This window comes from Nocardia sp. NPDC024068 (assembly GCF_040638875.1).
In the GTDB taxonomy this organism is placed as follows: domain Bacteria; phylum Actinomycetota; class Actinomycetes; order Mycobacteriales; family Mycobacteriaceae; genus Nocardia.
The window spans coordinates 167,076-186,863 of sequence record NZ_JBEZYU010000001.1; the positions used below are offsets into that span (position 1 = coordinate 167,076).

Below are 19,788 nucleotides of genomic sequence, written 5' to 3' on the forward strand. Positions count from 1 at the left end.
GGGTCGCGACGAGGCCCGCCGATCCGAGAGCAGGAGCCCGTCCAATGACCAACCTCGCACGCTACGACGGCCGTCGCGTCCTCGTCACCGGTGGTGGCTCCGGGATCGGTCAGGCCAGCGTTCTCCGGATACTGCGCGAAGGCGGCCGGGTGGTCGCCGCCGATATCAGCGAGGCAGGCCTGCGGGACACCGAGGCGAAAGCCGGCACCGACAAGCTGAGCACCCTGACCGTCGATATCGGTGACGAAACCTCGGTCCGGGACGGAGTCGCCGCTGCGGTGGACCGGCTGGGTGGGCTCGACACCCTGGTCAATGCGGCCGGAATTCTGCGTTCGGCGCATCTGGAACAGACCACCCTCGCCGATTTCGAGCACATCCTGCGGATCAACCTCGTGGGCACCTTCCTGGTCACCCGCGAAGCCATTGCCGCCCTGCGCGCCGGTGTCGCGCCCGCGGTGGTCAACTTCAGTTCGACCTCCGCGGCCTACGCGCATCCGTACATGTCCGCCTACGCCGCCTCCAAGGGCGGTATCCAGGCGATGACCCACGCTCTCGCCATGGAGTTCGGCAAGCAGGGCATCCGGTTCAACTCCGTCCAGCCCGGATCGATCTCCTCCGGTATGACCGACGGCACCGGCGCGGCGGGGCAGAGCGCCGGCCCGGGCCTGCCTGCCGATGCCGATCTGTCGATGTTCGCCAGGATCGCGCCCGCACTGCCGCTCGACGGCGGCGCCCTCTTCGCCGGACCGGATTCGGTGGCGTCGGTGGTGGCGATGCTCGGCTCACCCGACGCCTACTTCATCACCGGCACCGAAGTCCGCGTCGACGGCGGCTCACATATGTGAACCGGCCGACCGCATCGGCGCCTGCACGACGAAACCGTCGTCCCACAGCGCGGAGAGATCCTGCGAGCCGTCCGCGGTCGGGCGGATCCGGTCGTAACGCCAGATCCGGCGGCCGTCCTCGCGCCGGCGCGCATTGCGCAGGATCCCGCGCCGGAGCGACGACACCGACCGGGTGGGATTGTGGTCGATAGGGCGGTCGGCCCGCCGAGGGATATACCGACAACGACAGCGCCGGCCGCTACGGGCATCCAGAAGAAGCCGGGTTGGCGATCACCGGATGAGTTCGACGCGAGCTACCATCACCCGGTCCCGGCTGGAAACTGATAATCCGCCCTCCAGCAATGCGGGGAACCTCACCCACCGGCCCAGGACTTGGACAGGAATAGGGCTTGGTCGATGAAATGTGGGCCCTATCGGGATTTCAGGACGCGCAACGCGGCTTGGGTGCCCCCGTCGTCCGGGTACCACTGCGCGTGCTGCGCGTAGCTGTAGACCTACTTACATAGGGATTCCAGCACTGCACCCGTTCCTGCACGGCGAACAATTCGACGCTGATCGCGGATAGATCAGTCTCCTGCCGCGAGGGCCCCGAGCTTGCTGATCACCATGGCCACGGGCGGATTCGTCAGCGCAGACCCGTCGCCGAACACGACTGTCGGCACGATGCGATTACCCCCGTTGAGTTCGGCGACCAGGGCGGCCGCGGTGTCGTCGGTCTCGACGTCGATGACGACGTGCGCAACACCCGCCTCATCCAGATCGGTGCGCAGCCGGGCGCAGAACGGACAATCGGGCTTGAAATAGACGATGAGCTCATGTGTCATACAAGTAAAGTAGTACTACCGGGGATTTCGTTCGAACTCGCACTCAATCGTTAACAAACATGTCATACAAGAGTCGTAGGTTCGATCGCATGAGCAATCTCCCGACGACGCGCGCGTTGGTCGCGCAGCCGCTGACCAGGGAAGCATTTTTCCCATTCGGCGCCATCTTGCGTGCCCGGCCCGACGGCACGCCGGTCACCGAAGACGAGGGGCTGCTGGACCTGGCCGCCGGCCGGCCGCGGTTCTATCTCATGGAACTGGCGGACAAGCCACCCAGGTTCCGGACGATCACCCGGCACCGCCGGACCACGCAGTCGCTGCTGTCGGTCGGTGGCGCGAGCTGGATCATTGCGGTGGCGCCGCCGGAGGACCTCGACGACCCCGGCGCCGAGCCGGATGTGGACAGGATCGTCGCCTTCGAGGTCCCCGGTGACGTCGCGGTGCTGCTGCACCGCGGGACCTGGCACTCCGGACCGCATTTCGCCGAGCCGGTCCGGACGTTCGCGAACCTCGAGCTGGCCGATACGAATATCGTCGACCACCACACGTTCCGGCTGGACCGGGAGCGTTCGCTGCAGTTCGAGATCACCGCACCGGAGGCCGGGATCCGGAAGCAGGCCCTGATATGACCGCCCCCGGGCTGGCGGCGGCCTTCGATGCTTACGAGCACGCTCTCATGACCAACGACGTCGAGGCGCTCGACCGCTTGTTCGCCCCTGGACCGGCGACGCTCCGAGGCGACGTCACCGGACTACTCGTCGGGCACGACGCGATCAGCGCCTTCCGGCGGGCGCGGGGCGGGGCGCCGCCCCGGCGGATCGTCGAGACGCACGTCCGGGAGATCGACGACGAGCACGCCCTGATAGTTGCCGTGACAGAGCTGCTCACCGGTGGCCGTGGCCAGCAGACCCAATTGTGGGAACACCGTGACGGCACGTGGGTGATCACCGCCGCGCACGTCAGTTCCGCGGCCGCCGCGCTCGACGGCCGGATCTGGCGTCTGGTCGGCGATCCGCTGCTTCCGCGCAGCCGGGAAGGTTCGCTGTCCGGGGAGTCCGTGGCGGTCAAGGACCTGTACGCGGTCGCGGGCCAACGGGTCGGCGCAGGCAATCCGGCCCGGCTCGAAGCCGCCGAACCCGAACCCGAACATGCCTGGGCGGTCGAGCGACTCCTGGCCGAGGGGGCGGACGTGCGCGGTATCAGCCGGACCGATGAGTTCGCCTTCGGCCTCGCAGGCACCGACACCCACTACGGCGCGCCACCGAACCCCCGTGCCGCGCAACGGGTTCCCGGGGGGTCGAGCTCGGGATCGGCATCGGCCGTTTCCCTCGGTCATGCGACCATCGGTCTCGGTACCGACACCGGCGGCTCGGTGCGCGTGCCCGCCGCCTACCAAGGCCTGTGGGGCATCCGGACGACGCACGGCGCGGTATCCGTCCGCGGCCTGCTCCCACTGTCCCCGTCGTTCGACACCGTCGGCTGGCTGACCAAGGGCCCGGCATTGCTCAGCCGGGTGGCCGGCAGTCTCTTGCCGCCGGACGAGACCACACCGGGCGATTCGGTTACCGCGGAGGCCCTTCTCGGCCTGGCGGAACCCGATATCGCCGAGTCGATCCGCGCGCTCGTCGCCGACATCCCGAGGATCGACTGGACCTTCGATTCGTCGGCGATGCTGACCACCTTCCAGACCCTGCAGGCCTACGAAGCGTGGCAAGTGCACGGACCCTGGCTCACCACCCGGTGGGACACCCTGAGGCCCGACGTGCGCGGCCGGTTCGAGCGAGCGGCGGCGGTTTCCACCGGCGAAGCCGACCGTGCGCGGCGCGAGGTCGCCGTACTTCGCATCCGGATCCGGGAACTCCTCCGTGACCGGGTGCTGGTGCTACCCTCCGCCTCTTCCGTCGCACCGCCGGTCCACGACAGCGACGCCGTCCACGCAATACGGACAGCGACCATGCAACTGACCTGTATCGCCGGAATCGCCGGACTGCCGGCCGTCAGCGTGCCGGGCGAGACCCGTGCCGGGCTGCCGTTCGGGATGTGTCTCGTCGGGCCACCACGCTCGGACCGGGGCTTGATCGCCCTGGCCGAACGGTGGCACCGCCGCAGTCCCGACGACGGCCACCCGGATCTCACGACCAGCCATGGACCAGAGCGTGACTCCCGAGATACTCGGACCGGATCGTGATGGCCGAATTCTCCGCGGACCTGCGCGTCGGCCGTGATATCAAGCTCCCTCAGCCCACACGAGACCAGCTCGACGCCGCGCCGGACGCGGCTCGCGACCCGTTGGACCTGCTGCGCGCCGCGGCCCGGACAGGTCTGGATGGGGTGCTCGTGCGGACCATCGTCGAGCTCAGTCCGACGCTGGACGCCGGCCTGCTCGGCGACGCCCGTGCGCTGGCCGACGAACTCGGGTTGTACCTGCACGTCGGCGTGGGCAAGGTCAACCCGTACATGACCGCGGAGCTGCCGGAGGTGCGGGACCTCGGCGCCGGTGACTACACCGCCGGCATGGTCCGCATGATCGAGGCGGCGGCGGCGATCGGATGCCATGAGTTGTGGACGGCGACAGCGTTCCAGAAGCCCCCGTCCTACGGTGTGCACGCCGTCGACCGGTTTCGCACCGATGTCACCTGGCCGGAGCAGTTGCGCGCGACGACCGCCTACCTGCACCGACTCGCGCCGATACTGCGCGCGAACGGCAGCCGGCTCGATATCGAGACGCACGAGGAAATCACCGCCGCCGAACTCCTCGCGATGATCGAGGAGGTCGGCGGCGATGTCGTCGGAGTCACCTTCGACCCGGCCAACTCGGTGGCGCGCGGCGAAGATCCGCACGAGGTCGCGTCACTGCTGGCGCCGCATATTCACCTCACTCACCTGCGCGACGTCGCGCTCTTTCCCCATGGCCCCGACCTGATTCGATACCTGGCGCCGTGCGGGGACGGAGTCCTCGACTGGCCACGGCTGCTCGGCACGCTGCTCGACTCCTCACCCGGCCTGCACCTGACCATCGAGGGCAGCGGCGCACACCGGGGCCGCTTGGTGATCCCGCGCGCCGACCCGCGATGGCTGCGCGACCGAGGGGCTCCGCCGACCGCGGCGACCGATCCGCTCGACACGATGCTTGCCGGATACACCGCACGCGTCTGCGCCGGTGAGGTCCCCGGCCATGCCGTCTTCGAGCGCGCCGCCGCCGACCCGGCCGCGGCCGGCGAGCTGGGCGACATCGACACCTTCGTGGCGCGGGCCGCGGACGCGCTGCGAATCGCGACCCGCCGAATTTCGGCCGGGCTACGTGCGTAAACTCCGAATTAACTTGTCCGACAGGTACTGTCCCATCCCCCCATTCTCATGCAGTCTTATTTCATATCTCCACCTGAACGGCAGTAGCAATGGGAGTCACATGTCTGACAACAAGGCGAACGAGCCGAAATATCTCGACACCGTCCCATCCGGGCACGCGTTCGGCATTCGCGTCTCGGATGTCTCGATGGTCTACCGACGCGGACACGCGCAGACGGCCGCGCTCGACGGCTGCTCTTTCGAAATCCCCGAAGGTTCCCGGACCTCACTCATAGGCCCCTCCGGGTGCGGTAAGTCGACATTGCTGCGGATCGTCGCCGACATCGTGGACGGAGCAACCGGGCGGGCCGCTGTCGGGGGCCTGAGTCCCCGGCAGGCACGGCTCGAGCAGAAGATCGCGCTGGTCGGCCAGACCTCGGGAATGCTGGAGTGGCGCAAGCTGACCGGGAATGTGGCGCTCGGCCTGGAGATGACGTCGGTTCCCCGAAAGGAACGACTCGAACGAGTCCACCACGCGATCGAACTGGTCGGACTGAAGGGTTTCGAGGACCGCTACCCCCACGAGCTCTCCGGCGGGATGCGCCAGCGCGCCGCGATCGCCCGCGCGCTCGCCCTACGGCCCCGGTTCCTGCTCATGGACGAGCCTTTCGGCGCGCTGGACGAGATCACCCGCCTGCGCCTCAACTTCGAACTACTGCGGATCCTCGAGGAACAGGGCACCACCTTGCTGCTGGTGACCCACTCCATCACCGAAGCCGTACTCCTCTCCGACCGCGTGCTGGTCATGAGTCCCCGGCCCGGCCGGATCACGCACACCTACGACATCGACTTCGGCCACCACCGCACCGCCGAACTACGCGAAGACCCCCGGTTTCTCGCCCATGAGGCGCGACTGCGCAGCGCCCTGCTTCCCACCACTACCGACACAGAAAGGAGCGCCGCATGAAGATCCGTCCACTGCCGTTCCTCGCCACGGCCGTCATCCTCTTCGCAGTTTCCGCCTGCGGCGCCACCGGCGGACAGGGCACCACAGGGACCGGTGACGGCATCCCGGTCCGGGTCCAGCTCGGTTTCATCCCGAACACTCAGAACTACGCCATTCCGCACGGGATCGCCGACGGCAGCTACGCCGAGGCCGGCCTGGACGTCACCTATGCGCCCGGCGGTATCGGGGTCGAACCGATCAAGGTCGTCGCCGCGGGGCAAGCCGAGATCGGCATCGCCAACGGTGAGGCCATCGTCGCCGCCCAAGGCAGCGGAATGAAGCTCAAGATACTCGGTGCCGAGTTCGGCAACTCGCCGCTCGGGATGCTCTGCCGCGACGATTCGGGCGTCGAAACCCTGGCCGATATCGCCGGCAAGAAGATCGGCGTGCGCCCGATCTCGGCGCCCGGGTTCCCGATCCTGCTCTCCACCAACCACATCGACCCTGGCGACGTCGACGTGGTCAACATCAGCAACACCGACGAGGCGTCGCTGATCGCAGGTCACGTCGCATGCACGTACGCCGACATGGCCCTCAACGAGCCTCGGATCGTCGCGGAGGCCGGGGTGCCGAACCATATGCTGCTCGCCGCCGAGTACGGGATGGCGGCGCCGATGAACGTCTACTTCACCACCGAGGCGTACTACGAGAAGCACAAGGACGATGTGCTCCGGCCATGGGTGCACGCCACCCAACGGCAGTGGGCCGAATTCCTGGCCGACCCGACGGCGGCGGCGAACTGGGTCCTCGCGGAGAAGCCGGTCGACGGCCTCGATCCCGCCCAGGAGCATTACCAGGCCACGACGATGGTGCCGTTCCTCCAGACCGGCTACACCGACCGAAACGGACTGCTCGCGCTCGACCCGGAAGTCTGGCGGACGCTGGCGGAGAACGCGCACGCGGCAGGCGCCACGGACACGGTGGTCGATACCGGCGACCTCCTCACCGACCTGGCCTCGAAGGAGATCCGATGAGCGCCCCGACCACCTCCGTCGCAGCCGGCCCGATCTCGGCGGAAGGGCCGCTGTCCCCCAGCGCCGAGTCCACACCGGCGGATCCGGATCTCCTGCACGACCTCACCGAGCCGCAGCGACACCGCCTCCGCTGGGGACGGCCGCTCAACATACTCGGGCCGGTCGGGGTGATCCTTGCCGTGCTCGGGATCTGGGAGCTGGCCACCACATCCGGACTGGTGCAGGACTTCGTCCTGCCCTCACCGTCCGCTATCGCGGCAGCGGTGCAGGACGATCCGGAGCTGTTCTGGAGCAACACCGCGGCAACGACGGTCGAGGCTCTCATCGCCCTCGTCCTGGGAACCCTTGCGGCAGTGATCACCTCGGTGGTCTTCGTCTACTCACCGTTCGTCCAGCGCAGTGCCTACCCCTTGGCGCTCGCGGCACAGAGCATCCCGGTGATCGCGATCGCCCCGCTGCTGGCCATCTGGCTCGGGCCGGGACTGGTTTCGAAAGTTATCGTCGCCGGCTTTCTCTGCTATTTTCCGACGCTGGTCAGCATGCAGCGTGGTTTGCGGGCGGTTGACCCGGAGACGATGGAGCTGATGGCGTCCTACAACGCCGGATGGTGGCGGGTGCTCATCAAGGTACGGCTGCGTACTGCGTTGCCTTATCTCTTCGTGGCAATGAAGATCGGCGCGGGCGGGTGTTTCGTCGGCGCGCTCACCGCCGAGTGGATCGGCGCCGACAAGGGGCTCGGCTACCTGATCAGCATCCTCGGTTCCCAGTTCCGCATCCCCGAACTGTGGGGCGCGGCGATGATCGCCTCCATGTTGGCGGTCACCGCATTCGTCGTGGTCAGCATCGTGGAATACCTTGCGATGCCCTGGCGGCGGGGGCGGGTGACGGACAATGCCTGACATCCGGATCGGGATCGACACCAGCAAGCTCCCCAGCAGCCGAGGCGAGGACCGCGGGGTGCACGAGGTACTGGAAACCGCCGCCGCGATCGGCTGCACCGGTGTGCTGTTCCGTTCCGTCCTCGAGCTGGACCCAGGCCTCGACCACGGCGCGATCGCCGAGGTCCGGGCGCACGCCGACGAACTCGACCTCTATATCGAGGCAGGAATCGCCAAGGTGAACCCGTACATGACGGCCGAGCTGCCCGAGATCCGCGCTCTCGGCGACGGCGACTACCTGCGCGCGCTGGAGCGAATGGTCGCGGCCTGCGCCGCCGCCGGCGTGACCGAGTTGTGGACGGCCACCGCCGCGTGGAAGCGCCGGTACCCAGGTATCTTCCAGTACGACCGGTTCCGCACCGACGCGCCCTGGCACGACCAACTGGCAGCCATCGAGCGGCTGCTGCTCGCCCTACGACCCACCCTCCTGCGGCACGGCGTCCACCTCAACGTCGAGACGCACGAGGAGATCACCTCCTTCGAGGTGATCCGCCTGGTCGAGGCCGTCGGCCCCGATGTTCTCGGAGTCACCTTCGATATCGCGAACGTCGTGGTCCGCGGGGAAGACCCCGTCGCCGCCGCGCAGCGGTGCAGGCAATATCTGAGAATGTGCCATCTGCGCGATCTCGCGCTGTGGCCGACGCCGACCGGCTTCGACCGCTATGTCGCACCGTTCGGCAGCGGCGTGGTCGACTGGGACCGCGTGTTTCCCGTGCTCGCCGGGTCGCCTCTCCGGATGTGGACCATCGAAGGTCTCGAACCCGGTGGGCAGCGTTCCCGGAAGCCCGTGGATGTGCGCGACCAGCGGTGGCTCGACGGCCATCCCGACCTGGTCGACGCCGAACTGCACGGGCTCGCCGCGCTCGCCGCGCAGTACGCCGACGTGGCCGCGCGGGGGGTGGCCGACGGCGTCGAGGAGCTGGACCGGCCCGGCGACCCGATGGCCTTTCTCACCTCCGGGCTGGCTTTCCTCGGCGCCCGCTCCGAGAGCGAGGTGGCAGCGTGACCGGGCGGGTGGAGTCGAGACTGGCCGAACTGGGGCTGGAACTGCCCATATTGCCGACACCGACCGGCAGCTACCTGCCCTACGTCGCCGACGGCGCGGTCGTCTACCTCGCCGGTCAGACCAACGAGCTCGGCGGCGTCCCGACCGCGCACGGACAGGTTCCGACCCTGGTCGGCCTCGAGGAGGCTGCCCGGGCCGCCGAGGTCTGTGCGCTCAACCTGCTCGCGGCCCTGCGGCAGGCCTGCGACGGTGATCTCGACCGGGTCGATCGGTGTCTCCGGGTGCGCGGCTTCGTCAGCGCTGTCCCGGGTTTCGCGCAGGTGCCCCGGATCATCGACGGGGCCTCCGATCTCTTCGTCGCCCTCTTGGGCGAGGTCGGCCGCCACGCCCGTACCGCGGTCGGTGTGGCCACACTCCCCAAAAATGCCGTCGTCGAAGTCGACGCAGTCTTCAAGGTCCGGCAATGAAGGCCACCCGGACCGAGGACGCCGGTGGACCGGTCACCCTCGGCGAGGTGCTCGATGCGGTGGCGGCCGGTGCGCTGACCCCGGCCGGCACGGCTCGGCTCGCGCTGTCGCGGATCCGCGAACTCGACCCGGGCTTACGCGCGATGGTCTCGGTCGACACCGGCGCCGGGCTCGGCGACGGTCCGCACCGGGGGGCGCTACGGGGCGCCTGCGTCGGGATCAAGGATGTACTCGACGTCGCCGGATTGCCCACCCTCGCCGCCTCCCCGGCACGCGTGAACAATCCGCCCGCCGCCGCCGACGCCGCGATCGTGCGGCAACTCCGCGCGGCCGGCGCCACGATCCTCGGCAAGACCGTGACCACCCAGCTCGCCACAATGGACCCGGCACCCACCCGCAACCCGTGGTGTCGCTCGGCCACCCCGGGCGGATCGAGCAGCGGCTCCGCCGTGGCCGTCGCCGCCGGACTGCTCCCGCTCGCGGTCGGCACCCAGACCGCAGGCTCGGTGTGCCGGCCCGCGGCGTACTGCGGGGTCAGTGCCATCAAGCCGACCTACGGCCTGCTGCCCACCGACGGGATGACCGCCCTCGCCCCCAGTTTCGATACGCTCGGCCTGTTCGCACGCACCGTCGGCGATATCGCACTCGCCTTCGAGGCCCTGCACGTCGCGGACCCGGTCGCATCGAACGACACACCCGCGCACGGCGGGTCTCGGCTGCGGCTGGGCGTGCTGCCGCCGGCCTTCTATCACGATGCGGACGGCGCGAGTCTCACCCACCTCGGCGAGGTCGCCCGGGCCGCGGCGACGGCCGATATGGAGGTCGTCGAGGTCCCGCCGCCGGCCGCTCCCCAACGAGTCCTGGACTTACACCACATCGTCATGTGCCGCGAGGCCTGGGACGCGCACAGCGGATCTTTCGCCCCGGCACCCCACCTGTTCGGACCGCATATCGCCGACGTCCTGCGTACCGGCGCAACAGTCACCGACCGCGAGTACGACGACGCCCGGGCCGAGATCGCCGCGCTACGCGCCGCCCGCTGGTCCCAGCTCGCCGGCGTGGACGCGGTCCTCACGCTGCCCGCCCCGGGCCCGGCTCCGGATCGCAGCACCACCGGCTCGGCCGCCTACCTGATTCCGTGGACGGCCTTCCACGGACCGCTCGTCGTCGTACCGGGCGAACGCGACGCAGCCGGCCTGCCGCTGGCCACCATGGTCGCCGCGGCGCCGGGGGCGGACCGGACCGCGCTGGCCGTCGCGACCCGCCTCGCCCGCCATATCGACCGCCTGCCGACCCACGCGCCCCCGGCCACGAGGCCGCCCGCGCCCGACCTGGAAGGGGTCATTCCGTGAACCACCTGCCCACGAACGACCGCCTGGCCCAACGAGACGATCCTGGGGTCCCCGACAGCGTTTTCAAGGATGCGATGGCATCGATTACCCAGCCCGTGGCGGTGGTGACCGCCGCCGAACAGACCCATCCCCTCGGCATGACAGTCGGCTCGTTCGTCTCGGTCTCGCTTGACCCGCAGTTGGTGTCGGTGTCCCTGCACAACGGGTCGCGCACCCTCGCCGCGGCGCTGGCCACCGGCAGGCTGGGGATCAGCGTGCTCGGCGCGGATGCTGCCCCGATCGGCGCCCAGTTCGCCGCCCGGGGAAGAGACCGGTTCGCCGGGATCGCGTGGACGATGCAGGCAGGCCTGCCCAGGTTGACCGCGGCTCCGACCTGGATCAGTTGCCGGGTGGCCCAGGCCATCCCCGCCGGTGACCACCGGATCGTGCTGGCAGCCGTCCAGGCGGTCGAGCACCGGCCCGGCGCCACGCTCACCTACCGCGACCGCACCTTCGGCACCCATGTTCCAGTCACCCGCCCGTCGACCCGAGAAGGCACCCGATGACCGCCACCCTGCATCCCCGCACCACCGCCGCCGGCGAGACAGTACCCGTCCCGTACGACTCCGCACAGCTCCGCGCAGCCACCGAGCCGACCGAACGGCGGCGGATGCTGCTGGCCAACCTCGGCGCCATCACCGACGAGCTGGCCGCGGGTGCGGAGACCTCGGATGCCGAACGAAGCCTGTCGGATCGGAGCGCCGACGCGCTGCGCCGGGCCGGCGTGCTGGGCCTGATGGTTCCCGAAGATCTCGGCGGCAACCCGGTCGACCCGCTGACGGTCTACGAGATCATTTCCCGGATCTCGGCGATCGACACCTCCACCGCCTGGGTCACGGCGATCCTGCTCCAGGGTGCAGGCGAGCTGGCCACGGTGCTGTCACCCGAGGAGGCGGGAGCCCTGTTCCGCGAACGGATTCCACTGCGGGTCCTCTCCCTGGCCCCGGGTACCGCGACCCGGACCACCACCGGCTTCCGGGTGAGCGGCCGATGGAACTTCCTCACCGGACTGCGGCAAGCGGATTATGTGGCGGTGACCTTCACCGTCGAGGGCGACGACACGGGCGAACGCCGGTGCGCCCTGGTGCCGAAGCAGGAGCTGGAACTGATCGACGACTGGGACGTGCTCGGCATGCGCGGCACCGGTAGCAGCAGCGTCAGGGCCGAGGGGGTCGAGATCGCAGCGCGGTTCGTCTACGACCGGTTCGCCCCCGCGTCCTACCCCCGGCAGAACACGATGATGGCCCGGCTGGGGCCCACCCCCTACGTTCTCCTGGCCAACGCCGGTCACCCGCTCGGGGCCGCCCGTCGAGCCCTGGACTTCATCATCGACGCGGCACCGCGTATCCGTCGCGGCGCCCGGATCAACAGCGCACCGGTGCCCAGCCTCGCCGAAGCCAGCTGGTTCCAGCGCGAACTGGGCGAGCTCGACACCCAGTGGGCAGCGGCCGACAGTCTGGTGCGCGCCACCTTGACCCAGGTCGGCGCCAGACTCACCGCTGGTGAGCCGATCGAACTGGCCGATACCGACCGGCTGCAGGTGGCCAGCTCGTTCGCCACGAAGACCGCGCTGGAGATCGTCACCCGGGTCTTCCGGCACCTCGGTGCCGGCGCGATCCTGGACAGCCACCCGGTCGGTCGCCAGCTGCGCGACCTCAATACGCTCGCTGCCCACGGTGGTCTGGGAGAGGCCGGCTTCGAGAGCCACGGCGAGTTCGTCCTCGGCCTGCAGGACGAAGGGAGCCGGCGCCTTGTCTGACAACTCCATCCAGCCCCGGACGGTCGCCCTCGGCGTCGTGGTGCCCTCGTTCAACACCACCGTCGAAGACGAGTACGCCGACCTCCGGCCGCCCCATGTGCGCCACTACGTTTCGCGGATACGGATGCCGGACACCACACTGCTCACCGACGAGGAGCAGGCGCAGGTGGTCGTGGACGCGGTCGGCGACCTGGACGGCGCCCTGCGCGCGGTTTCCCGGACCCGCCCGGACGCCATCGCGTTGGGCATCTCGATTCCGGCATTCTGGGAGGGTCGGGCCGGTGCCGAGCGACTCCGGCGGCGGTGTGAAGACGCAGCGGGCTGCCCGGTCGCCACCGCGGCGGACGCGGTGCGGGAAGCCCTGGCGACGCTGCCACCGCAGACCCGGCTCGGCGTGGTCACGCCGTACCGGCCGGAGGCGAACCGCCGGGTGGCGGCCTTCGTCGAGGAGTGCGGGGTGCCGGTGGCCGGGGTCGCCTCCGTGGAGCCCCCACGCAGCTTCGACATCGCCCGGGTGACCAGTGCCCGGCTGAAAGACGCCGTGCGGCAGGTAGCCACCGAGGGCGCGACCGCGGTGCTACAGGTGGGCACCAACCTGCGCACCCCGAGGGAAGTGGGCGAATGGACAGACGCCCCTGTGTTTACGATAAACCGTCTGGTTCATGCCATGGCCCTGCGCCTTGCCGTGGCCACATCCGAGCTCACCCACCCCTAGGAACCTCGCATGTCGAATACGCCATCGACGGAAAGCCTGGTCGCTGACGCCATTGCCGCGATATGGCAGGACGCCGCCCGGCAGGGTGTCCAACTGCCGAGCGAGCCGGATATCGCCTCGGCGACCGGCAGGAGTCGTCCGGTGGTCCGTGAGGCGCTGATCCGGCTGGAGGAACGCGGATACATCTACCGTTCCCAGGGCACCGGAACCGCGGTCAACCAGGAGTTGCTCCACGTCAAGGCACGCATCGACGAGCAGGTGGACCACAGCGACGTGATAGCCCGGGCCGGCATGACCCCGGCCATGCGGGTGGTCCGTCAGGAGCTCTCCCCGGTCACCGCGGAGGAGTCCGAGCAGTTCCGCGTCGCCGCGGGGACCCCGACCCTGCGCACTGTCAAGGCCTGGCTGGCGGACGACGTGCCGGTCGCACTCGCCTCGGACAGCATCCCTTTCCGCGGCTCGGTGGAGCCGAGCGTCTCGGTCGACACCGCGGTCCCGGTATTCGAACTAGCGGCTCGGATCGGCACGGGCAAGGCCGTGTGGGAAACGGTCTGGGTCAAGCCAGTATTGCTCGATGCCACAGAGCAGTGGATGCTCGGGCTGAACGAAGTGACGCCGGCGGTCTGCTTGACCCTGCACGGTCTCGACTCCCGCGGCGCCACCACCTACTGGGCGCGTGAGCTTCAACTCGACGGTCCCGTCGACTTCGCCATGGTGCGACCGGTTCGAAACACGAACCGTTAGGACAGCACTTCCGACCTCGGTCGGCAACCGATCCTTGGGGCGCGGGCGGTGAAATCGCCCACCACGCCGAGCGATTCACCTCGATGCGCCGCGGATTTATGGCCGATTCCGATGCGTCACGTCAACGGGGTGTAACGAGAAAGCGCCTCGAAAGGTGCTTTCTACCACCGAATGTAAATGCAGCATGAACTTGTTTGACAAGCTCTCGCGGAGGTGTTCATACCGGGCTAAGTTCGAATTATTCGCGGGTCGCTTCAATAGGCTCGACTGCGATCAGAAGGGATCCCATGAGCGCAATATTTTTCACGCATCAGTTGCCGGCCGAACCGTTTATCCGCAACGAATTCGTGCGGCACGGGTTCGCCCTGAACCCATCGGTGGACGGCACCCCGTTCAATATCGAAGACGCCACAGTGGATATCAGTGAAGGCATTCTGCGGCTGCACGTCCTGCGGTTCCGGAACAAAGCCACCGAATCCACTCGCACGGCCGGGCACCGGAACACCACGCGATCCCCCATACCGGCGCACGTAATGGAATGGTTTCCGGCGATAGCACTTTCGGACGCCGATATCACCGATCACCACGCCTACCGGCCCGGCGACGAATCGGGCCCCCGGTGCGCAATCGAGGCACGGCGATGACGGCCGGGCAGTTGTCTCCACTCGCCGATGCCGATCAGCGCCTGCGGACACTGGAGGGCCAGGTCCGGCACCAGATCGAGATCACCGAACACCCGACCCGGCCGTGGGCGCGGACCAGCGGCGACGGTGTCGTTCCGGTGTTGATCGTCGGGGCCGGCCAGGCAGGGCTGGCTGCGGCGTTCGGGCTGCGCCGCAAAGGCATCGGCGATGTGGTGGTGGTGGAGCAGACCGAGCCGGGCCGAGCCGGACCCTGGGCGACTTTCGCGCGCATGCACACCCTGCGCAGCCCCAAGGATGCCCGGTGGCCGACCTGGGACGTGCCTGCCGCCTCACCGCGGGCGTGGTTCGAGGCGCGGTACGGAGCCGTTGCATGGGAACATATCGAGTACTTCCCTACCGCCGATTGGTTCGCGTTCCTCGAGTGGTATCGCCGTGTGCTGGCCATCGACGTCAGGTTCGGCACCGCAGTGACATCGATCGTCGGCGCCGATGACGGCCGCGCCCTAGCAGTGACCATCACCGGCGCCCGGACCACAGAGGTCGTTCGCGTCGGCCGGGTGGTCCTGGCGACGGGTTTGGAGGGAGCCGGGGGGCGACAGGTCCCCGAGGTGATCGGACAGCTTCCGCCCGGGCTGTGGTCACACACCCACGACGACATCGATTTCGCGGCCCTGCGGGGGCGGCGGGTCGGGATCCTCGGCGCCGGCACCGGCGCATTCGACAATGCCGCAACGGCTTTGGACCACGGCGCGGCGAGTGTGACCGTGCACATGCGGCGAACCGAGATGCCCGGAGTGAACCCGTACCGCTGGATGGAGATCCCCCCGATCCTCGAGCACTATCCGGCGTTCACCGACGAACAGAAGTGGCTCTTCAACGAGCGCCTGTCCCGCATCGACCAACCCGCCACTCAGGCGGCAGTGTGGCGATGCTTCGATTTCCCCGCCTTCGCCCTGCGTTACGGCTCGCCCTGGCTGTCGACCCAGGTCGACGGCGACCAGATCGTCGCAACCACACCCGACGGGACATGCCGTTACGATTTCATCATCGCCGCCACGGGCGTCGCCGTGGATCTCCGGCAGCGACCGGAGCTGGCCCGGTTGGCCGGCGACATCGCATTGTGGGGGGACCGGTATACGCCGCCGGCAGGCACCGAATTCCGTTCGCTTTCGTCGTATCCATACCTCACCGACAACTACGCATTCACCTCGAAATCCGGCGAACATGCGGCTGCACTGGGACGGATTCACCTCTTCAATCGCGGTGCGCGATTGAGCTCGGGCGTGCTGAGCCATCAGGTATCCGGGCTCGCCGGCGGAACAGACCGTCTGGTGTCAGGGCTCACCCGAGAAATTGTCGCCGAACGGGCAGGCGAATTCCTCGAAGAATTCCTGAGCTACGACACATCGGCGGGCGTGGTCGTCGGCCCCCGTACTCCACTCGAAGAATCCGACTCCCGCGTGGTCACCGTCACGGAAACAGCAGCCTGAGCGACAGCTCCCTCACCTGTTGACCACTACCCCTGATAGAGAAATGGTCGGCCATGTCTGTCAAAAACATATTCGCATGGAATGTCCACGGCACCGGAAATATCGAACCCGGCGGCGTCGTCGCTCCCGATGAGCGGCTATCGATGCCCATCACACTCGGAATCGGGATGCAGCACGTCATCGCAATGTTCGGTGGCGTTTTCATCGTGCCCGTCATAATCGGCTTTCCCGCGTCGACCGCCCTGTTGTTCTCCGGTATCGGCACGATGCTGTTCCTGGTCCTCACCGCCAATCGGGTACCGAGCTACCTCGGCAGCAGTTTCGCGTTCATCGCACCCGTCGCCGCGGTGGCTCCGCTACCGCAGGGACAGTCCACCCTCGACGCCGGTTCCTTGGCGATCGCGCTGGGCGGCATCCTGATCACCGGTATCGCGCTCGCGATAATCGGCGCGATCGTCCACTTCGTGGGCGCGGGCTGGATCCGCGAAGTCATGCCGCCGGTGGTGACCGGAACGATCGTGGCCGTCATCGGATTCAATCTGGCGACCACCGCCAAGAACCAGTTCACGGCGGCACCCTGGGACGCGGTCGTCACGCTGGTGACCATCGTGCTCGTCACGGTGCTGTTCCGTGGCCTCGTCGGACGGCTGGCGATAGTGCTCGGTGTCGCAGCCGGCTACCTATTCGCCCTTGCCCGCGGTGGCGTGGACTTCTCGAATGTGCGGCACGCGGAGTGGTTCGGGCTCCCGGACTTCCACACACCCACGCTCACCGCGGAGGTGTGGGGGCTGTTCCTGCCGATCGTGCTGGTTCTGGTCGCGGAGAATGTCGGTCATATCAAGACTGTCTCGGTAATGACGGGAACCGACCTCGACAAGTACATGGGGCGGGCGCTGATCGCAGACGGCCTGTCCACCACGCTGGCCGGCGCCGGCGGCGGCACCGCGACCACCACCTACGCCGAGAACATCGGCGTCATGGCATCCAGCCGCATCTACAGCACCGCCGCCTACTGGGTAGCAGCGGCTTTCGCCGTCCTGCTGGCGCTGTGCCCGAAGTTCGGTGCGCTCACCGCGTCCATCCCGCCGGGTGTGCTCGGTGGCGCGGGAGTGGTCCTCTACGGCATGATCGGCGTTCTCGGAGCCCGGATCTGGGTCCAGAACCGCGTCAACTTCTCGGCATCGACGAACCTGCTCACCGCCGGCATCGGTCTCATCCTCGGAATCGGCGATTTCAGCCTCACCGTGGGCGACTTCTCCCTCGGCGCCATCGGGGTCGGAGCGTTCGCGACGATCATCGTCTACCACGTGATGCGGGCCGTCTCCCGCCGGCGGCGGACCGATCCGGACCTGGACAGCGCATCCCCCGAACAACAGGCCGACGGACCCCTGCTCGAGCCGACACACTGACGGGAAGGGAGGTCATCCCCAACGTGCAGGACACCAAGGAACGCATCTGACGGCCGAAAAGGAGTGGGAGCCGGCGTGATCTGCTCGGCTGCAGCGAAGAGCGGGCACACCGATCGGATCGCTGGTCCCTCCTCTCTCAACGGCCGCGGCGGTTGCGAATCTTCACTGTCCACGAAGGCGGCGCGGAGCACATCGGCCCCGGGGAACCCGCTCCACGTCAGCGTCCAGAGCGCTGGGTAGTAGCTCGACGCGACCGGCTCCTGCCCCAGTGGTCCAACGCGCGAAGGCGTTTCGGACGGCAGGTCGGTCAAGTGACTCCGATGGGGTTGTGATCGGGTGCCGTGCGTCGAGCGACACCCCCTTCAGGGCCGAGGGTGGAGCTGCTCGATCCGGTCGCGTTCGGTGTACATGTCCCAGTACTGCTCGGCGAGGTCGTCGGGGTCGACGACCGGAAACTCTGTGGTCGTTTCGGTCCGGGCGACGAGTGCGCTCAACTCGCTGCGGGCGATGGTTGCTCCGACGGAGAGGGTTCCGGCGTAGATGTTCGCGTCGGCCAGCTCGCCGTGGAGTGAGTAGAGGTAGTTGCGGGCAGCGGCTCCGAGGGGCGCCAGGCCGCTGAGCCCGGGCATGGGGTGGACTGCGGTAATGCCGGTCGTCAGCAGGAAGGCGCCGTCGCCCCGCTCGGTCCACTCCGGCAGGACTGCGCGGACCACCTCCACGGGCGTCAGCAAGAACATCGGGAGACCCTCTTCCAAGAGGGTGGCATCGGTGCGGGTGGCCGGGGTGAAGCTCTGCTCGGTGCCGAACGGCCCGTACTCGATCACATCGATGCGGCCGAAGCGGTCACGGATACCCGCGATCAGCGCCGGCACCTCGGTGGGCCGGGACAGGTCGGCGGCGAAGCCGGCGGCTTCGATGCCCTCCCCTGTCAGGTCCTCGACCAAGGCATCCAGGCGCTGTCGGCGGCGTGCCACCAAGGCGACACGGAAACCTTCCCGGCCGAAACGGCGGGCGACCGAGAGCCCGAGACCGGTACCGGCCCCGAAGACGGCGATCACTTTGGACATGCAGCGGCCCCTCACTCGCGATATTTTGACCCTAGGGTCAACTTAGAGTCCGACCGTAACATGTAGATTGACCCCGGGGTCAAGTTCTGTCACGTACGGCACAGTGAACAGTGCAGAGACCGCCGGACGCGGATCAGGAGAGGAGATCGGGAGATGCGAGCCGACGCGCAACGAAACGCGGAGAAGCTGCGAACCGCTGCCGCCGAGCTCTTCCAAGAGCGGGGCCTGCAGGTGCCGCTCAAGGAGATCGCCCGGCGGGCAGGGGTGAGCCACGGCACGCTCTACAACCTTTTCGGCACGCGCGAGGCCCTCATCGACGAGGTGGTGACCGACCGTGCGGCGAGCCTCCTGGACGAGGCCGCCCAGCAGGCATTGTCCTTCGGGGACGCCTGGGAGGGGTTCGCGTACTACGTCGGCAAGGTCTGCGAACTCCAGGCCACCGATCCCGCCGTCGCCGATCTGGTCGGCGGCCGTTATCCGGGCGCGGAACGTCTCATGACCGCCTGCGGCCGGACCATGGACGCCGCGCAACAGATCGTCGAGCGGGCCCACGAGGCCGGCGCTCTACGACCCGACTTCACCAACGTGGACCTGGTTTTCGCCTTCGCCGCCAACGCAATGCTGTCCCGCGCCACCGCCGCGACCGCCTGGCGCCGCCAAATCGCCTTCCTCTTGGACGGCCTGCGCGTCGAGGCCGCGCGCCACACCATGCCGGCGAGTGAGTTGACACCACAGCAGGTCCACAAGGCGTTGGAAAGGTTGAGCAACAGGACATTCGGGGCCACAACATCATCCTGATGCGGACGGCACAATCGCACCTGTCCACCGAACCCCGAGATCCTGATCGAGCACTACGCGAAACGTGCTGCGGCTCACGACCGGCGATCGCCCGGACTCCATCAGGTTCAGTCACTCTCCGGGAAATCGGTGCTCAGGGCCAGATCCATTCCTGCTTCGAGGTCCGAACGCAGTGCCTCCACCTTCGCGGCCGCGAAAGCATGCGCGTCGGAGCCGAGCACCTGGCGCAGTGGCCCGGCACCGCGGTCGACCAGTTCGATGATCGCCCGGACGCCCCGCACCGGGTCGCCGAGTTGAGTGCCCTAAGGCGACAGGTGCCTCGTCGGCCAGGTCGACGGTGAGTGCGAGCAGCCGGCCGGTGCCGGACCCGGCCGGCCCGGCATAGAGCCGAGTGGTGGCCGCGACATTGTCGCCGCGGTCGAG

General features: G+C 68.3%; 22 protein-coding genes. 18 read left to right on the top strand and 4 right to left on the bottom strand.

Annotation, left to right across the window (positions count from 1 at the left end; translation table 11 throughout):
* Window positions 1-44 precede the first annotated feature (44 nt).
* A complete protein-coding gene (locus tag AB0F41_RS00845) occupies window positions 45-845 on the top strand; it encodes an SDR family NAD(P)-dependent oxidoreductase (RefSeq protein ID WP_357420565.1) in 801 nt (266 codons plus the stop codon).
* Here AB0F41_RS00845 and AB0F41_RS00850 read toward each other — a convergent pair.
* Complete coding sequence (locus AB0F41_RS00850; protein WP_357420567.1) at window positions 834-1,010, bottom strand: hypothetical protein; 177 nt, start codon at window positions 1,008-1,010, stop codon at window positions 834-836. The two genes, AB0F41_RS00845 and AB0F41_RS00850, sit on opposite strands and share 12 nt — an antisense overlap.
* 401 nt (window positions 1,011-1,411) lie before the next feature.
* Window positions 1,412-1,669 (bottom strand): glutaredoxin domain-containing protein, encoded by a 258-nt coding sequence (locus tag AB0F41_RS00855; protein WP_357420569.1) that lies wholly within the window; start codon window positions 1,667-1,669, stop codon window positions 1,412-1,414.
* A gap of 89 nt (window positions 1,670-1,758) precedes the next feature.
* On the opposite strand from AB0F41_RS00855, the gene AB0F41_RS00860 reads away from it, so the two are divergent.
* The 16 genes from AB0F41_RS00860 to AB0F41_RS00935 all read left to right on the top strand — a co-directional run bounded on the left by AB0F41_RS00860 (window position 1,759) and on the right by AB0F41_RS00935 (window position 17,500).
* A complete protein-coding gene (locus AB0F41_RS00860) occupies window positions 1,759-2,298 on the top strand; it encodes an ureidoglycolate lyase (RefSeq protein WP_357420571.1) in 540 nt (179 codons plus the stop codon).
* The gene (locus AB0F41_RS00865) at window positions 2,295-3,857 is read left to right on the top strand and encodes an AtzH-like domain-containing protein (RefSeq protein WP_357420573.1); all 1,563 of its coding nucleotides are present in this window, start codon (window positions 2,295-2,297) and stop codon (window positions 3,855-3,857) included. Before AB0F41_RS00860 ends, AB0F41_RS00865 begins: the two co-directional genes overlap by 4 nt.
* Complete coding sequence (locus AB0F41_RS00870) at window positions 3,857-4,978, top strand: sugar phosphate isomerase/epimerase family protein (RefSeq protein WP_357420575.1); 1,122 nt, start codon at window positions 3,857-3,859, stop codon at window positions 4,976-4,978. The genes AB0F41_RS00865 and AB0F41_RS00870 overlap by 1 nt, the downstream gene beginning before the upstream one ends.
* Window positions 4,979-5,078: 100 nt before the next feature.
* Window positions 5,079-5,924: an ATP-binding cassette domain-containing protein gene (locus AB0F41_RS00875; RefSeq protein ID WP_357420577.1), complete on the top strand. Its 846-nt coding sequence runs from the start codon at window positions 5,079-5,081 to the stop codon at window positions 5,922-5,924.
* Window positions 5,921-6,937, top strand: coding sequence for an ABC transporter substrate-binding protein (locus tag AB0F41_RS00880; RefSeq protein WP_357420579.1), 1,017 nt, complete (start codon window positions 5,921-5,923; stop codon window positions 6,935-6,937). Before AB0F41_RS00875 ends, AB0F41_RS00880 begins: the two co-directional genes overlap by 4 nt.
* Window positions 6,934-7,836, top strand: coding sequence for an ABC transporter permease (locus AB0F41_RS00885; protein WP_357420581.1), 903 nt, complete (start codon window positions 6,934-6,936; stop codon window positions 7,834-7,836). The genes AB0F41_RS00880 and AB0F41_RS00885 overlap by 4 nt, the downstream gene beginning before the upstream one ends.
* The gene (locus AB0F41_RS00890; protein WP_357420583.1) at window positions 7,829-8,881 is read left to right on the top strand and encodes a TIM barrel protein; all 1,053 of its coding nucleotides are present in this window, start codon (window positions 7,829-7,831) and stop codon (window positions 8,879-8,881) included. Before AB0F41_RS00885 ends, AB0F41_RS00890 begins: the two co-directional genes overlap by 8 nt.
* The gene (locus AB0F41_RS00895; RefSeq protein WP_357420584.1) at window positions 8,878-9,348 is read left to right on the top strand and encodes a RidA family protein; all 471 of its coding nucleotides are present in this window, start codon (window positions 8,878-8,880) and stop codon (window positions 9,346-9,348) included. Before AB0F41_RS00890 ends, AB0F41_RS00895 begins: the two co-directional genes overlap by 4 nt.
* Complete coding sequence (locus AB0F41_RS00900) at window positions 9,345-10,700, top strand: amidase (protein WP_357420585.1); 1,356 nt, start codon at window positions 9,345-9,347, stop codon at window positions 10,698-10,700. Before AB0F41_RS00895 ends, AB0F41_RS00900 begins: the two co-directional genes overlap by 4 nt.
* Before the next feature lie 74 nt (window positions 10,701-10,774).
* Window positions 10,775-11,245, top strand: a complete 471-nt coding sequence (locus AB0F41_RS00905) for a flavin reductase family protein (protein ID WP_357420587.1) — start codon at window positions 10,775-10,777, stop codon at window positions 11,243-11,245.
* Complete coding sequence (locus tag AB0F41_RS00910) at window positions 11,242-12,498, top strand: acyl-CoA dehydrogenase family protein (RefSeq protein WP_357420588.1); 1,257 nt, start codon at window positions 11,242-11,244, stop codon at window positions 12,496-12,498. Before AB0F41_RS00905 ends, AB0F41_RS00910 begins: the two co-directional genes overlap by 4 nt.
* Window positions 12,491-13,213 carry a hypothetical protein gene (locus AB0F41_RS00915; protein ID WP_357420590.1) on the top strand — a complete coding sequence of 241 codons (723 nt, stop codon included), beginning with the start codon at window positions 12,491-12,493 and terminating at the stop codon, window positions 13,211-13,213. The genes AB0F41_RS00910 and AB0F41_RS00915 overlap by 8 nt, the downstream gene beginning before the upstream one ends.
* A 9-nt stretch (window positions 13,214-13,222) precedes the next feature.
* Complete coding sequence (locus AB0F41_RS00920) at window positions 13,223-13,957, top strand: GntR family transcriptional regulator (protein WP_357420592.1); 735 nt, start codon at window positions 13,223-13,225, stop codon at window positions 13,955-13,957.
* Window positions 13,958-14,244: 287 nt separating this feature from the next.
* Complete coding sequence (locus AB0F41_RS00925) at window positions 14,245-14,601, top strand: hypothetical protein (protein ID WP_357420594.1); 357 nt, start codon at window positions 14,245-14,247, stop codon at window positions 14,599-14,601.
* Window positions 14,598-16,091, top strand: a complete 1,494-nt coding sequence (locus AB0F41_RS00930; protein ID WP_357420596.1) for an FAD-dependent oxidoreductase — start codon at window positions 14,598-14,600, stop codon at window positions 16,089-16,091. The genes AB0F41_RS00925 and AB0F41_RS00930 overlap by 4 nt, the downstream gene beginning before the upstream one ends.
* 53 nt (window positions 16,092-16,144) lie before the next feature.
* Complete coding sequence (locus AB0F41_RS00935; protein ID WP_357420597.1) at window positions 16,145-17,500, top strand: solute carrier family 23 protein; 1,356 nt, start codon at window positions 16,145-16,147, stop codon at window positions 17,498-17,500.
* A 362-nt stretch (window positions 17,501-17,862) separates the two neighbouring features.
* Here AB0F41_RS00935 and AB0F41_RS00940 read toward each other — a convergent pair whose 3' ends face one another.
* Window positions 17,863-18,567, bottom strand: coding sequence for an SDR family NAD(P)-dependent oxidoreductase (locus tag AB0F41_RS00940; protein ID WP_357420599.1), 705 nt, complete (start codon window positions 18,565-18,567; stop codon window positions 17,863-17,865).
* 153 nt (window positions 18,568-18,720) lie between these two features.
* Between AB0F41_RS00940 and AB0F41_RS00945 the strand changes: the two genes are divergently transcribed.
* Window positions 18,721-19,365 carry a helix-turn-helix domain-containing protein gene (locus AB0F41_RS00945; RefSeq protein ID WP_357420600.1) on the top strand — a complete coding sequence of 215 codons (645 nt, stop codon included), beginning with the start codon at window positions 18,721-18,723 and terminating at the stop codon, window positions 19,363-19,365.
* Window positions 19,366-19,472: 107 nt separating this feature from the next.
* On the opposite strand, the gene AB0F41_RS00950 is transcribed toward AB0F41_RS00945, so the two are convergent.
* On the bottom strand, window positions 19,473-19,646 hold the full coding sequence (locus AB0F41_RS00950; RefSeq protein ID WP_357420602.1) for a hypothetical protein: 174 nt from the start codon (window positions 19,644-19,646) through the stop codon (window positions 19,473-19,475).
* Between the last annotated feature and the right edge of the window lie 142 nt (window positions 19,647-19,788).

Coding starts and splice junctions, on each gene's coding strand:
- AB0F41_RS00845 (WP_357420565.1), top strand. CDS start 45: ATGACCAACCTCGCACGCTACGACGGCCGTCGCGTCCTCGTCACCGGT.
- AB0F41_RS00855 (WP_357420569.1), bottom strand. CDS start 1,669: ATGACACATGAGCTCATCGTCTATTTCAAGCCCGATTGTCCGTTCTGC.
- AB0F41_RS00860 (WP_357420571.1), top strand. CDS start 1,759: ATGAGCAATCTCCCGACGACGCGCGCGTTGGTCGCGCAGCCGCTGACC.
- AB0F41_RS00865 (WP_357420573.1), top strand. CDS start 2,295: ATGACCGCCCCCGGGCTGGCGGCGGCCTTCGATGCTTACGAGCACGCT.
- AB0F41_RS00870 (WP_357420575.1), top strand. CDS start 3,857: ATGGCCGAATTCTCCGCGGACCTGCGCGTCGGCCGTGATATCAAGCTC.
- AB0F41_RS00875 (WP_357420577.1), top strand. CDS start 5,079: ATGTCTGACAACAAGGCGAACGAGCCGAAATATCTCGACACCGTCCCA.
- AB0F41_RS00880 (WP_357420579.1), top strand. CDS start 5,921: ATGAAGATCCGTCCACTGCCGTTCCTCGCCACGGCCGTCATCCTCTTC.
- AB0F41_RS00885 (WP_357420581.1), top strand. CDS start 6,934: ATGAGCGCCCCGACCACCTCCGTCGCAGCCGGCCCGATCTCGGCGGAA.
- AB0F41_RS00890 (WP_357420583.1), top strand. CDS start 7,829: ATGCCTGACATCCGGATCGGGATCGACACCAGCAAGCTCCCCAGCAGC.
- AB0F41_RS00900 (WP_357420585.1), top strand. CDS start 9,345: ATGAAGGCCACCCGGACCGAGGACGCCGGTGGACCGGTCACCCTCGGC.
- AB0F41_RS00905 (WP_357420587.1), top strand. CDS start 10,775: ATGGCATCGATTACCCAGCCCGTGGCGGTGGTGACCGCCGCCGAACAG.
- AB0F41_RS00910 (WP_357420588.1), top strand. CDS start 11,242: ATGACCGCCACCCTGCATCCCCGCACCACCGCCGCCGGCGAGACAGTA.
- AB0F41_RS00920 (WP_357420592.1), top strand. CDS start 13,223: ATGTCGAATACGCCATCGACGGAAAGCCTGGTCGCTGACGCCATTGCC.
- AB0F41_RS00925 (WP_357420594.1), top strand. CDS start 14,245: ATGAGCGCAATATTTTTCACGCATCAGTTGCCGGCCGAACCGTTTATC.
- AB0F41_RS00930 (WP_357420596.1), top strand. CDS start 14,598: ATGACGGCCGGGCAGTTGTCTCCACTCGCCGATGCCGATCAGCGCCTG.
- AB0F41_RS00935 (WP_357420597.1), top strand. CDS start 16,145: ATGTCTGTCAAAAACATATTCGCATGGAATGTCCACGGCACCGGAAAT.
- AB0F41_RS00940 (WP_357420599.1), bottom strand. CDS start 18,567: ATGTCCAAAGTGATCGCCGTCTTCGGGGCCGGTACCGGTCTCGGGCTC.
- AB0F41_RS00945 (WP_357420600.1), top strand. CDS start 18,721: ATGCGAGCCGACGCGCAACGAAACGCGGAGAAGCTGCGAACCGCTGCC.